Annotated in this window: 11 protein-coding genes; 5 read left to right on the top strand and 6 right to left on the bottom strand. The window is 66.6% G+C overall.

The window, feature by feature from the left end:
- Positions 1 to 15 precede the first annotated feature (15 nt).
- From siaA to IB259_RS16180, 6 genes are all read right to left on the bottom strand, one after another.
- On the bottom strand, positions 16 to 1,998 hold the full coding sequence (siaA, locus tag IB259_RS16155) for a biofilm regulation protein phosphatase SiaA (protein ID WP_225596867.1): 1,983 nt from the start codon (positions 1,996 to 1,998) through the stop codon (positions 16 to 18).
- Between the two features lie 308 nt (positions 1,999 to 2,306).
- A complete protein-coding gene (locus tag IB259_RS16160; protein WP_059373986.1) occupies positions 2,307 to 3,011 on the bottom strand; it encodes an ABC transporter ATP-binding protein in 705 nt (234 codons plus the stop codon).
- The gene (locus tag IB259_RS16165) at positions 3,011 to 3,778 is read right to left on the bottom strand and encodes an ABC transporter ATP-binding protein (RefSeq protein WP_054459230.1); all 768 of its coding nucleotides are present in this window, start codon (positions 3,776 to 3,778) and stop codon (positions 3,011 to 3,013) included. Before IB259_RS16165 ends, IB259_RS16160 begins: the two co-directional genes overlap by 1 nt.
- On the bottom strand, positions 3,775 to 4,740 hold the full coding sequence (locus IB259_RS16170; protein WP_054459232.1) for a branched-chain amino acid ABC transporter permease: 966 nt from the start codon (positions 4,738 to 4,740) through the stop codon (positions 3,775 to 3,777). The genes IB259_RS16165 and IB259_RS16170 overlap by 4 nt, the downstream gene beginning before the upstream one ends.
- A 2-nt stretch (positions 4,741 to 4,742) precedes the next feature.
- Positions 4,743 to 5,663, bottom strand: a complete 921-nt coding sequence (locus IB259_RS16175; RefSeq protein WP_013391329.1) for a branched-chain amino acid ABC transporter permease — start codon at positions 5,661 to 5,663, stop codon at positions 4,743 to 4,745.
- A 207-nt stretch (positions 5,664 to 5,870) separates the two neighbouring features.
- Complete coding sequence (locus IB259_RS16180; RefSeq protein ID WP_054459234.1) at positions 5,871 to 7,034, bottom strand: ABC transporter substrate-binding protein; 1,164 nt, start codon at positions 7,032 to 7,034, stop codon at positions 5,871 to 5,873.
- A 359-nt stretch (positions 7,035 to 7,393) separates the two neighbouring features.
- Here IB259_RS16180 and IB259_RS16185 point away from each other — a divergent pair, with 359 nt between their 5' ends.
- The 5 genes from IB259_RS16185 (at position 7,394) to IB259_RS16205 (ending at position 12,133) form a co-directional block, all read left to right on the top strand.
- Positions 7,394 to 7,888, top strand: coding sequence for a MarR family winged helix-turn-helix transcriptional regulator (locus tag IB259_RS16185; protein WP_054459239.1), 495 nt, complete (start codon positions 7,394 to 7,396; stop codon positions 7,886 to 7,888).
- Between the two features lie 50 nt (positions 7,889 to 7,938).
- Entirely contained in the window at positions 7,939 to 8,961 is a 1,023-nt protein-coding gene (locus tag IB259_RS16190; RefSeq protein ID WP_192329595.1) for a hypothetical protein, read from the top strand.
- Positions 8,962 to 9,060: 99 nt separating this feature from the next.
- Positions 9,061 to 10,287, top strand: a complete 1,227-nt coding sequence (gene argJ, locus IB259_RS16195; protein WP_054459243.1) for a bifunctional glutamate N-acetyltransferase/amino-acid acetyltransferase ArgJ — start codon at positions 9,061 to 9,063, stop codon at positions 10,285 to 10,287.
- 24 nt (positions 10,288 to 10,311) lie between these two features.
- Positions 10,312 to 11,178: an ATP-binding protein gene (locus IB259_RS16200; RefSeq protein ID WP_054459246.1), complete on the top strand. Its 867-nt coding sequence runs from the start codon at positions 10,312 to 10,314 to the stop codon at positions 11,176 to 11,178.
- Positions 11,171 to 12,133, top strand: coding sequence for a Nudix family hydrolase (locus IB259_RS16205; RefSeq protein WP_175159722.1), 963 nt, complete (start codon positions 11,171 to 11,173; stop codon positions 12,131 to 12,133). The genes IB259_RS16200 and IB259_RS16205 overlap by 8 nt, the downstream gene beginning before the upstream one ends.
- Positions 12,134 to 12,171 lie beyond the last annotated feature (38 nt).

Genomic DNA, 12,171 nt, shown 5'->3' on the forward strand with positions numbered 1-12,171 from the left:
CCGCCCTGATAACGTTTATTCGAAACGGAACGACAGCAAGGTGATGTCATCACGCTGCGGCCGCCCGCCTTGGTACTCTGCCAGCGCCTGGGTAAAGGCGGCCGCCTGTTCGGTTAACGGCCGGCGCGCGTGCGTCTTGAGCATTTCCGCGAACCGGGTATTGCCAAAGCCAAAGCCGTGTTCGCCTCCCGCCTGGTCCAGGAACCCGTCCGTGACCAGGTAGTAGGTCCAGCCGGGCTCCATCCGCAGTTCGATGTTTTCGTAGGTCTCGGTGCGCTTGTCGCCCAGCGCCCGCTTGCCGCCGGGCACCTCGCGCAGTTCCTCGCCGTTGCTCGCGTACAGGCTGATCTTGGCGCCCGCATAGCGCAACCGGCCGCCCTGGCGGTCAATATAAACCAGGGCCGCATCCGTGTTCGTGGCCAGCGCACGGGGCAATTGCGCGTCGGCAAGCATGGCGCGGATGGCGTTGTCGGTGCGGGTCAGAATGGCGGCGGGGTCGGCCGGGCCGGCCTCGGTGATCGCCAGATCTATGGCGGCGCGGGCCAGCATGGTCATCAATGCGCCGGGCACGCCGTGGCCGGCGCAATCCATGATGCCCAGCAGGCAGTTGGCGCCGTCGGAGCGGAATACGTAGAAGTCGCCGCCCACCACGTCGCGCGGCTTCCACAGCACGAAATGATGCGCGCCCAGGGACTGGGTAAGCTGGCGATCCGGCAGAATGGCGCGCTGGATCAGGCTGGCGTAATCGATGGAGTCGTCGATTTTCTTGTGCGCGGCGGCCATGGCGCGATTGGCGTCCTCGAGTTCGGAGGTGCGCTCGCGCACCTTGGTTTCGAGTTCAGCCGTGTGCTGGCGCACCTTGTCCGCCATCACGCCGAACGCGCGGCTGAGGTCGCCGATTTCGTCCTGGCCGCCCGGAGGCAGGCGCACGTCGTAGCTGCCGTCGGCGATGGCGCGCGCCGACTGCTGCAGGCGGCGCAAGGGGCGCAGCATCAGGCGCTCGATGGCGTAGCCGAAGCACAGCAACATGGCCGCGAACAGCACCACCAGGCCGATCGCCGCGGGCCAGAGCCAATCCGTGTCCAGTACCCGGGCCGCGCCCAGGTCCACCACCGTCAGCACGTGCCAATGCAGTTCCGGCATGTAGGCTACGGACACCAGCTGCCGGATGCCGTCCATCTTGACCCAGGCGGATTGCACCGACTGCGGGTCGGTCCGCGCCGCCTTCATGGCCGCGGCCAGCTCGGCGCGGCCCTCGCCGCCGTCCAGCAGGTTGAACACCGTGCCGCGGGCAGCGCCGCCCGCGCCCGAGTTGTAGGCAATGAGCGAGGCGTCCATGTGGGCCTGGATCGCGCCTTCCTCGTCGACGATGATGGGCGTGACCCCGGGCTGGCCGCTGTTGACGAATTCACGCAGGAATCCGCCTACGTCCAGACCGGAACCGGTCAGGCCGATGACCCGGTCGCCGTCGCGCACCTGGACGTTGATCCAGACCTTGGTGGTCTTGAGCTTCAGGTCCGGGTTGACGTTGATGTTGTATTTGGCGGGCGACGCCAGCGTCAGGTAGAACCAGGCGTCGTCGGCAGCGCTTTTGCTCAGCGTGTAGCGCGGCGTCTCGGACAGGGGCTGGTCGTCGTTGAAGTAATAATTGCCCGAGGCGGCGCTGGCAATGAAGTAGGCGCGTCCCAGCAGATCGCGGCGGTAGCCGTCGGCTTCGCGAAAGAACAGCTCGCGCGCGGCCGGATCGCTTTCGTGCCGCAGCCAGCGGCGAGTGACCTCGCTATCCGCCAACCGCTGCGACAGGGCCAGTTCACGGGACACCGGCGCCAGGATGCGCTGGCGGTTCAATTGCGTGAAGTTGTCGGAGAAAGCCCGTCCGAAGTGCTCCCTGACCCCGTCCAGCACCTGCCAGCCGATCAGGGCCGCCGGCGCCAGGGCAACCAGGCACGCCAGCAACAGCGCCATCAACGATTTTCTGCGCAAACCCCATTTCGCCATGCAAAGTCTTCCTTACTGCCTGATAAGACGTAACGTGCGTGAAGGGGACGCATGGGCAGACTTTCGTTGTGTAACGATGTTTCGCCGCGCGCTTGCCCCGCTTGTCCAGCCATGAGCCTGTTGCAGGCGTACCCTCGAGGCACGTCCGGCGCGACAAGTGTAGAGAACAGTGGATCCAATTGAAACAGGAGCAAACGCTTGTAAGACGCTCGGGCGTCCTAAGTTGCACTACTGCAATGTAAATGTCGATTTATTGCTTTTTATTTCACGACTGGCAGCGTTTGCCTGTTTACATTGCAGCTTTCTTGCTACACGCCCAGATAGCGCTCCCAGAGGCCGCGATCGGCGTCCAGGGCCTGGGAGTCCCCGGTCCACACCACCTTGCCGCGCTCCAGGATCACGTGGCGGTCCGCCAGGCTCAGCAGCCGTTCGACGTATTTGTCGATGACCAGGATAGTCTGCCCGGCCTGGCGCAGGCGCGCCAGGCAATTCCAGATTTCCTCGCGGATCTTGGGCGCCAGGCCTTCGGTGGCCTCGTCCAGGATCAGCAGCCGCGGATTGGTGACCAGCGCCCGGCCGATGGCCAGCATCTGCTGTTCGCCGCCCGAGAGCTGGTTACCCATGTTGCGGGCGCGTTCGTGCAGGCGGGGAAAGAGTTCGAAAACGCGCTCCGGCGTCCAGGGTTCGCCGATGTCCGGGTTGCGGGCGGCAACGAAGGCCGTCAGGTGCTCGCGCACCGTCAGGTTCGGGAAGCACTGCCGCCCTTCCGGCACGATGGCCATGCCGACCCGGGCGATGCGGTCCGGACTCCAGCCGCTGATGTCCTGGCCCGCGAACTGGATCTTGCCGCCGCGCAGGGGCAACTGGCCGAACAAGGTGCGCAGCAGCGTGGTCTTGCCCATGCCATTGCGGCCCAGCAAGGTCACGACCTGACCCGCGCCGATTTGCAGGTCCACGCCGAACAGCACCTGGCTGGCGCCGTAACCGCTCTTGGCGGATTCGATGGTCAGCATCACGCGGTCTCCTCGTCGCCCAGGTAGGCTTGCCGCACTTCCGGGTTGGCGCGGATTTCGTCGGGGGTGCCGGTCGCGATGACGCGACCGTAGACCAGCACCGACAGGCGGTCGGCCAGGCGGAACACCGCCTGCATGTCGTGTTCGACCAGCAGCATGGCGGCTCGGCCCCGCATGGATTCGATCAATTCGGTCAGGCGCACGGTTTCGTCGGGCCCCATGCCCGCCATGGGTTCGTCCAGCAGCAGGACGGCAGGCCGTGCGGCCAGGGCCAGCGCGAATTCGACCTTGCGCTGTTCGCCGTGCGGCAGGGTGCCGGCCGGGCGTTCCAGCAGGCTGGCGTCGATGGCGCATTCCCGGGCCAGCTCGCGCGCCTGCTCGTACAGGGCCGATTCGGCGGCGCGCGGCTTCCAGAAGCGGAAGCTGCTGCCGGCATGCGCCTGCACCGCCAGCACCAGGTTGTCCAGCACGGAGGATTGCTTGAAGATATTGGTGATCTGGTACGACCGCGACAGCCCGGCAGCCACTCGCTGATGGGCGTTCATGCTGGTGACGTCGCGTCCGCCTACCGTCAGCTTGCCCGAGTCAGCCGTCAACGTGCCGGACAGCAGATGGATCAGCGTCGACTTGCCCGCGCCATTGGGGCCGATGAGGGCATGGATCTCGCCCGGGTTCAGGGACAGCGACACATTGTCGGTGGCGACCAGCGCGCCGAAGCGGCGCACCAGTCCCGTGGCCTGCAGGGCCGGCGTTACAGCTGCGTTCATGATCCCGCCTTGCCGGATTGGGTGGCAGCGGCGCGGCCGCTGAACAAGGGGCCGAACAGCCCGACCAGGCCGCGCGGCGCGCCGAACACCACGCACAGCAGCAGCACGCCCAGGGGCAGGTGCCAATATTCGGTCCACAGGCGCAGCACTTCCTCCAGGGTCAGCATGACCACGGCGCCCGCCACGCCGCCATAGCGCAGGCCGATGCCGCCCACCAGCACCATGATCAGCAGGTTGGCCGACTGGGTCCAGTGCATCAGGCTGGGCGAGATGAAGAGATTATGGTTGGCCAGCAACGCGCCGGCCAGGCCGGCCACCGCGCCGCTCAGCGTGAAGGCCATCAGCTTGATGCGATAGACCGGATAACCCATGGATTCCATGCGCGATTCGTTTTCGCGTATGCCTTGCAGGGCGGTGCCAAAGCGCGAGGTCACCACGCGGCCGAACACCCACATGATCAGCGCGAACAGCGCCAGCACCAGGTAATAGAAGCTGACGTCATTGGCCAGGTCGATGCCCGGCAGGCTGGAGTAGCCCGGCAGGTTCAGCCCGTCCTCGCCGCCGTACTGCCGCAGCGAGATGAAGATGTAGAACAGCATCTGCGCGAAGGCCAGCGTGATCATGATGAAGTACACGCCGCGGGTGCGCAGCGAAATCGCCCCCGTGATGCAGGCCAGCACCGCCGCCAGCAGCATGGCCACGGGCCAGACGATCAGGGCGGACGTCACGCCCGACATGGCCAGGATGCCGACCGCGTACGCGCCCGCGCCGAAGAACGCCGCGTGTCCCAGCGCCACCATGCCGCCATAGCCCAGGATCAGGTTCAGGCTGGTCGCGGCCAGCGCATAGATCAGCACGCGCCGCACGAAGGAAATGTAAAAGTCCAGGCCCAACGCCGGCGCGACCAGGGGGAATACGGCCAGCGCGGCCAGCAGGACCACGGTCCAGATCATGGATTTCATGCTCAACCCCGCGCCGGAAACAAGCCGGAGGGCCGGAACACCAGCACTGCCGCCATCAATACATAAATGGCGATGGCGGCCAGCGTCGGTCCGACGCTGGAGGCCACGGCCGGGGAAAAGACCTGGCGCAGCAGCATGGGCAGGAAGGCCCGCCCCGCCGTATCCACCATGCCCACCAACAGTGCGCCGACAAAGGCGCCGCGAATCGATCCGATGCCGCCGATCACGATGCATACCAGCACCAGGATCAGGATTTCCTCGCCCATGCCCACCTGTACCGACGTGATCGGGCCGAGCAAGGCGCCGGCCACGGCGGCCAGCATGGCGCCCAGCACGAATACGCCCAGGAACAGCAGCGGCACGCGCACGCCCATCAGGGTGGCCATCTGGCGGTTGGACGCCCCTGCCCGCACCAGCACGCCCGCACGGGTGCGCGTCACGAACCAGTACAGGCCCGCGGCGGCGGCCACACCGAACACGATGATCATCAGGCGGTAGGCGGGATAGAGCAGATCGGGCAGCAGCCGGACCGGGCCGGACAGCGCGGCCGGCATGTTCAGCATGACGGGGGCCGGCCCCCAGATCATCTTGACCAGATCGTTGGCGATGAGGATGACGGCATAGGTGCCCAGCACCTGGGCCAGGTGGTCGCGCAGCGCCAGGCGGCGGATCAGCGTGAGTTCCAGCACCACGCCGACGATGCCGGTGGCGACTGCCGCCACCAGGACGGCAGCGGTGAATGAACCTGTGCGCTGCATGGTTTCGGCGGCGACATAGGCGCCGGCCATGTAGAGCGAGCCGTGAGCCAGATTCATGATGTCCATGATGCCGAACACCAGGGTCAGCCCGGCCGCGATCAGAAACAACATCAACCCAAACTGCAGACCGTTCAGCAATTGCTCGACGATCAGCGTAAACGTCATGAAGACTTCCCCCTGCCGCGAAGTGCCGATGGCCTGGTTCGCGGCCTAATCAATAGAGCCATCTGATTGCGCATCGCGTCCGCGCACCAGGCACGGCGCATGCAGCGGTGTCACCCGACCCGGATGCCGCGGAGCCGGCTTCGCCGGTCCGCAGGCATGCCCCCTTGAGGGGGAAGCGCGCAGCGCTTCGGGGGTGGGTCTTTCCCTCTACAGCTTACATTCGCCGACGTAGACGTCCTGGTACTTGTCGAACACCTTGCCCACCAGCTTGTTGGTAATGCGGCCGCTGCCGTCCTTGTCGACGACACGCAGGTAATAAGACTGGATGGGATAGTGGTTCTTGCCGTAAGTGAAGCTGCCGCGCACCGAGGGGTAGTCGGCTTTTTCAAGCGCGCGCACGATGGCTTCGCGGTCGGAGGCCTTGCCGCCGGCCTGCTTGACGGCAGCGTCCATGGCCATGATCACGTCGTAGGCCTGGGCAGCGTACACCGAGGGGTAGCGGCCGTTGTATTCCTTGCGGAAGGCTTCGACGAAGGCCTTGTTCTGCGGCACGTCCAGGTCATGCGCCCACTGCGCCGTGTTGTACATGCCCAGCATGGGTTCGCCCACGGCCTGGATCACGTCCTCGTCGGCCGAGAAGCCCGGGCCGATCAGCTTGACGCTTTGCGACAGGCCGGTCGAGACGAACTGCTTGACGAAGTTGATGCCCATGCCGCCCGGCAGGAAGATATAGACGGCGTCCGGCTTGGCGGCGCGGATCTGCGCCAATTCTGCGGCGTAGTCGATCTGGCCGAGCTTGGTGTAGACCTCGTCGCCCGGGGCGGTCTTGTAGCCGCGCTTGAAGCCGTTGAGCGCATCCTTGCCGGCCGGATAGTCCGGGGCCATGATGAACATCTTCTTGAAGCCGCGATCCGCCGCAACCTTGCCGGCCGCTTCGTGGAAGGCGTCGTTCTGGTAGGACGTGCCGAACCAGTACGCATTGCACTGCGCACCGGCAAACTGGCTGGGGCCGGGGTTGTTCGACAGGTACGGCACCTTGGCCGCGAACAGCGCGGGGCCCACGGCCAGCGCCACGTTCGAGCCGATGGGGCCGGTGAAGAAATCGACCTTGTCGCGCTGGATGTAGCGCGTCACCAGTTGGCGGGCCTGATCGGGGTTGCCGCCCATGTCGGTCTGCACGAATTCGGCGGGCTGCCCGCCCAGCTTGCTGCCCAGTTGCTTGATGGCCAGGTTGAAGCCGTCGCGGGCTTCGGCGCCCAGGGCGGAGAACGGACCGGAGATGTCGTTGGCGATGCCGACCTTGATGGTGTCGGCGCCGGCCAGTGCCGGCACCAGGGCGGCGGCGGCCAGAAGGGAAGTGATCAAACGCATGGTGGTGTGCTCCGTGCGCGAGCCCGCGCAGAGGGTGTTCTTTTTTGAAATCGCGATTCGAAAAACTTCGTGCAGCACAGCCAAGGCTGGCGTGCTTCATAGTTTAGGTTTAAAGTATTCGGCAAAACAAGTCTAGGGTTTTTACCAAAGGGTTTTTACTAATAAGCTACCGCCATGGTTACCCTCCACCCAAACTATGAACGCGCCGTGCCGGATACCCGGCGCGACGTTCGCGCGACAGTACCCGACATCCCGCCGATACTCAAGAAGCGCGCCGCCGGCAACGCCGCGGCCCGCCTGACGATCCTCGATCGACAGCATCTGGCGCCCGCCCCTCATTCCCGGTAATTTCCATAGCCATGACCGACACCCCCGACCTGGAATCCCGCGCAGCGCCCGACGATCACCATGCGCTGCGCCTGTGGCTGCGCATGCTGACCTGCGCCAATCTCGTCGAGAGCGAGATCCGCAGCCGCCTGCGCAATGAGTTCGACACGACCTTGCCGCGCTTTGACCTGATGGCGCAATTGCAGCGCGCGCCCAAGGGCATGAAGATGGGCGAACTGTCGCGCCACATGATGGTCACCAACGGCAATATCACCGGCATCACCGACCAGCTCGAAAAAGAAGGCCTGGTGGTGCGCACCAAGGTCGAATCCGACCGCCGCAGCTCGCTCATCAAACTTACGCCGCTGGGCAAGAAGAGCTTCTCCCGCATGGCCCGCGCCCACGAATCCTGGGTCAAGTCCATGTTCGGCGACCTGCCCGAAAGCACCCGCAACGCGCTGTTCCAGGCCCTGGGCGAACTCAAGCTGCAAGTGGTGGCGACCCGCTCCGAATCCGCCAAGAACTGAACGCCCGCAGGCGCCCATGTCCGCCTGCGGATTGGCGCATAATTGCCGCCATGATTCCGGTTTCTCTTCCTGGCGGTAATTTCTACGTGCTGATGGCAGCTTCGCTGGCCTGCCTGGCCACGCTGCTGACCTGGCTGGCCGTGCTGGCCACCACGTCCAGCGCCCGGGAATGGCTTGGCGGCCACCGGCGTGGCGGCGCCGTCCTGATGGCCCTGCTTGCCATCGTCGGCGCCATCTTTCCCTATCAGCAGTTCAGCCTGTGGTTCTCGGCCCGGCAAAGCGCCCAGGCCGACGCCGACCGCAAGACCGTGCTGGCCCAGTCCACCCAATTGGCGGGAGTGGAGATGCCGGCCGGCACCGTGCTCAGCCTGGCCAAGCCAGGCGATCTGGCATCGTTCGATCTCGCCGTCTTCCCCGAAAGCCACCCCGCCTCCATCCAGGGCGTCGCGGCCACGCGCATGTTCCGCTACCCGGCCAGCAGCAAGCAGGCCGAGACCCTGTCGGTGGAGATCGCGCGCGACCAGGCGCAGGACGGCTGGCTGTGCGCGCATGGGCACCGCCTTGAATTCGTGCTGCACGATGGCCGCCCGCGCTTTGCCAGTTGCCATCTGGCCATAGGCAATACCCTGAACCAGCAGCCCGTGCCGCCCGGCGCCTGGCTGAAGGTCATCAATGGCGGCAGCGCCGCCGACGCGCCGCGCTGGCTGCTGCGCACCGAAGGCAGCGAGGCACTGGAGGTGGGGCGCATGCCCATGCTGAAGGTGGACATGCAGCTGGACAGCCAGCGCCGCATGCTGGATTTCGAAGGCCTGCTGGCGCGCGAGACCGTACTGGGCGACATGACCTACCAGCCCGGCACCCGGGTGCTGGCCGCCAACCCCCGCCTGCCCGGCGCCCAGCCCGGCGACCTGCTGTTCTCGCCGTCGCGCGGACGTTCGGCGCGGCGCGCGGGCGGCGAGGACGTGCCGGCGGGCAGGTCGGTGCTGCAGTCCCCGGACGGCGCCGTGCGCAGCGTGCTGGGCAACCGCGAGGCCGGCGTGCTGGACGTCGCGGCCATGCGGATCGGCCCCTGACCGGACGCTGTCCCAATCCGGTGGGATAATACGAAGCTTTCCCCCGCGCGCCGCCTCGCCTGGCGGCGATTCCGTCCTGCTCATACATGAGACGAAGTCATGGCCGTTAATCTGCAGATCCCCTCCGAGTCCGAAATTTTTCCTGTTGCCGGCGTTGAAATCGGCGTTACCGAGGCCGGCATCCGCAAAGCCAACCGACGCGACCTGACCGTGTTCCGCTTCGCGCAGGGCACCAGCGTGGCCGGCGTGTTCACGCGCAACCGCTTCTGCGCCGCGCCGGTGCAGGTCTGCCAGGCCCACCTGGCCGCCGGCGGCCCGATCAGCGCGCTGGTCATCAACACCGGCAACGCCAACGCCGGCACCGGCGAAGAAGGCCTGCAAAAAGCCAAGGACACCTGCGCCGCGCTCGGCAAGCTGCTGGGCGTGCCCGCGGCCGAAGTCCTGCCCTTCTCCACCGGCGTCATCCTGGAGCCGCTGCCGCTGGACCGCCTGGTGGCCGGCCTGCCCGCCGCCATCGCCGACCTGGGCGCCGACCACTGGTTCAGCGCCGCCCACGGCATCATGACGACCGACACCCTGCCGAAGATCTCGTCCGCCAAGGTGCAGATCGACGGCAAGACCGTCACCTTCACCGGTATCAGCAAGGGCGCCGGCATGATCCGGCCCAACATGGCCACCATGCTGAGCTTCCTGGCGACCGACGCCGGCATCGCCCAGCCGCTGCTGTCCAAGCTGGCCGGCGAAATCGCCGACGCCTCGTTCAACCGCATCACGGTCGACGGCGACACCTCCACCAACGACTCCTTCATCATCGCCGCCACCGGCAAGTCGGGCGTCGAAGTGAACGCCGAATCCGATCCGGCCTACGCCGCCGTGCGCGCAGCCCTGACGGCCGCCGCGCTGGAACTGGCGACCAAGATCGTGCGCGACGCCGAAGGCGCCACCAAGTTCATGACCATCCGCGTCGAAGAGGCCGGCACCACCGAGGAAGCACTGAAGGTGGCGTACGCCGTGGCCCACTCGCCGCTGGTCAAGACCGCCTTCTTCGCCTCGGACCCCAACCTGGGCCGCATCCTGGCCGCAGTGGGCTACGCCGGGATCGACGACCTGGACGTGTCCAACATCCGCCTGTGGCTGGACGATGTGCTGGTGGCCAAGGACGGCGGCCGTAACCCCGCCTACCAGGAAGCCGACGGCCAGCGCGTGATGAAGCAGGCCGAGATCCAGGTGCGCATCGCCCTGGGCCGCGGCCAGGTCAGCGACACGGTCTACACCTGCGACTTCTCGCACGAATACGTGTCGATCAACGCCGACTACCGCTCCTGATCCGAAACTTCCGGGACTTCAGACGTGACCGCAACCGAGTTCTCCACCCTTATCCAGCGCGCCGAGCGCGTGCTGGCGCAGCTGGAAGCCTGGCTTCCGCCCGCAACGCCCGAAATCGACTGGACCGCCCACGCCTACCGCTGGCGCAAGCGCGGCGCGCGCGGTTGGCTGGACGCCGTACGCCACGTCGCGCGCATCGACATGGCGGACCTGCAGCACATCGAGCGCCAGAAGGGCATCATCGATCGCAACACCCTGCAGTTCCTGGAAAAGAAGCCGGCCAACAACGTGCTCATGACCGGCGCCCGCGGCACTGGCAAGAGTTCGCTGGTCAAGGCCATGCTGGCCGCCTATGGCGACCGCGGGCTGCGCCTGATCGAAGTGGACAAGTCCGACCTCGGCGACCTGGCCGACATCGTCGAGCTGGTCGCCTCCCGTCCCGAACGCTTTATTGTGTTCTGCGACGACCTCTCTTTCGAGGAAGGCGAGGCCGGCTACAAGGCGCTGAAGTCGGTGCTGGACGGGTCGGTGTCGGCCTCGGGCGACAACGTGCTGATCTATGCAACGTCCAACCGGCGCCACCTGATGCCGGAATACATGAGCGAGAACCTGGCGGCCAAGCATCAGCCCGACGGCGAGATCCACCCCGGCGAAACCGTCGAGGAAAAGATCTCGCTGTCCGAACGCTTCGGCCTGTGGCTGTCGTTCTACCCCTTCAAGCAGGACGACTATCTGGACATCGTCTACCACTGGCTGCGCGAGCTGGGCTGCCCGGAAGCGCAGATCGAACCCTCGCGCACCGAGGCGCTGCAATGGACGATCGAGCGCGGCTCGCGTTCTGGCCGCGTGGCGTACCAGTTCGCGCGCGACTGGGCAGCCCGTCATGTCTGAAAAGATCGTCGACGTCGCCGCCGGCCTGATCCTGCGTCCGGACGGCATGCTGCTGCTGGGACAGCGCCCCGAAGGCAAGCCCTGGGCGGGCTGGTGGGAGCTGCCCGGCGGCAAGCTCGAACCCGGCGAAACCGTGCTGGAAGCCCTGGCGCGCGAACTGCAGGAAGAAATCGGCATCCGCGTCACCCAGTCGCGCCCCTGGGTCACCTACGTGCATGCCTACCCCCACACCACGGTGCGCCTGGCGTTCTGCCACGTCACCGGCTGGGAGGGCGAACCGCGCAGCCTGGAAAACCAGCGCCTGGAATGGGTCGCCCCTGCGCAGGCCGCATCGGTGGGCGATCTGTTGCCCGCCACCCTGCCCCCGCTGCGCTGGCTGCAGTTGCCCACGTCCTACGGCATCAGCTCCGTGGGTTCGCGTGCCGGCGTGGCCGCTTTCCTGGGCCGTCTGGAAGCGGCGTTGGCGCGCGGCGTCAAGCTGGTGCAGTTGCGCGAACCGCAATGGCCGGACGGCGTGGCCTCGCCTTCGCTGCATGAAGTGCTGCAACAGGTGCAGAAGCGCTGCCGCGCCGCGGGCGCCCGGCTGCTGGTCAACAGCGTCCATCCCGCCGCCTGGTGGCGCGAGGCCGACGGCGTGCATCTGCGCGCGGCCGATGCCGCCAAGCTCACGGCGCGCCCTGAACTCCCCGCGGGCGCGCTGGTCGGCGTGTCGGCCCACGACAACGCCCAGGTCGTCCACGCACGCGAACTCGGCGCCGACTTCGCGGTACTGGGTCCCGTGCTGGACACGCCCAGCCACCCCGGCGCGGCGACTCTGGGTTGGGAAGGCTTCGTCGCGGGCAATCGCGACGCCGGCATCCCGGTGTTCGCGCTGGGCGGCCAGTCCACCCAGACCGTATCGCAGGCGCTGCGCCACGGCGCGCACGGCATTGCAGGGATACGCGGCCTGATCTGAGCCGCGCGGCGGCTTTGCTGAAAGCCGCCGCCTGCCAG

Origin of the sequence: Achromobacter sp. ACM04, from assembly GCF_014851465.1 — a bacterium.
GTDB lineage: Bacteria > Pseudomonadota > Gammaproteobacteria > Burkholderiales > Burkholderiaceae_B > Achromobacter > Achromobacter aegrifaciens.

Coding starts and splice junctions, on each gene's coding strand:
- siaA (WP_225596867.1), bottom strand. CDS start 1,998: ATGGCGAAATGGGGTTTGCGCAGAAAATCGTTGATGGCGCTGTTGCTG.
- IB259_RS16160 (WP_059373986.1), bottom strand. CDS start 3,011: ATGCTGACCATCGAATCCGCCAAGAGCGGTTACGGCGCCAGCCAGGTG.
- IB259_RS16165 (WP_054459230.1), bottom strand. CDS start 3,778: ATGAACGCAGCTGTAACGCCGGCCCTGCAGGCCACGGGACTGGTGCGC.
- IB259_RS16170 (WP_054459232.1), bottom strand. CDS start 4,740: ATGAAATCCATGATCTGGACCGTGGTCCTGCTGGCCGCGCTGGCCGTA.
- IB259_RS16175 (WP_013391329.1), bottom strand. CDS start 5,663: ATGACGTTTACGCTGATCGTCGAGCAATTGCTGAACGGTCTGCAGTTT.
- IB259_RS16180 (WP_054459234.1), bottom strand. CDS start 7,034: ATGCGTTTGATCACTTCCCTTCTGGCCGCCGCCGCCCTGGTGCCGGCA.
- IB259_RS16185 (WP_054459239.1), top strand. CDS start 7,394: ATGACCGACACCCCCGACCTGGAATCCCGCGCAGCGCCCGACGATCAC.
- IB259_RS16190 (WP_192329595.1), top strand. CDS start 7,939: ATGATTCCGGTTTCTCTTCCTGGCGGTAATTTCTACGTGCTGATGGCA.
- argJ (WP_054459243.1), top strand. CDS start 9,061: ATGGCCGTTAATCTGCAGATCCCCTCCGAGTCCGAAATTTTTCCTGTT.
- IB259_RS16205 (WP_175159722.1), top strand. CDS start 11,171: ATGTCTGAAAAGATCGTCGACGTCGCCGCCGGCCTGATCCTGCGTCCG.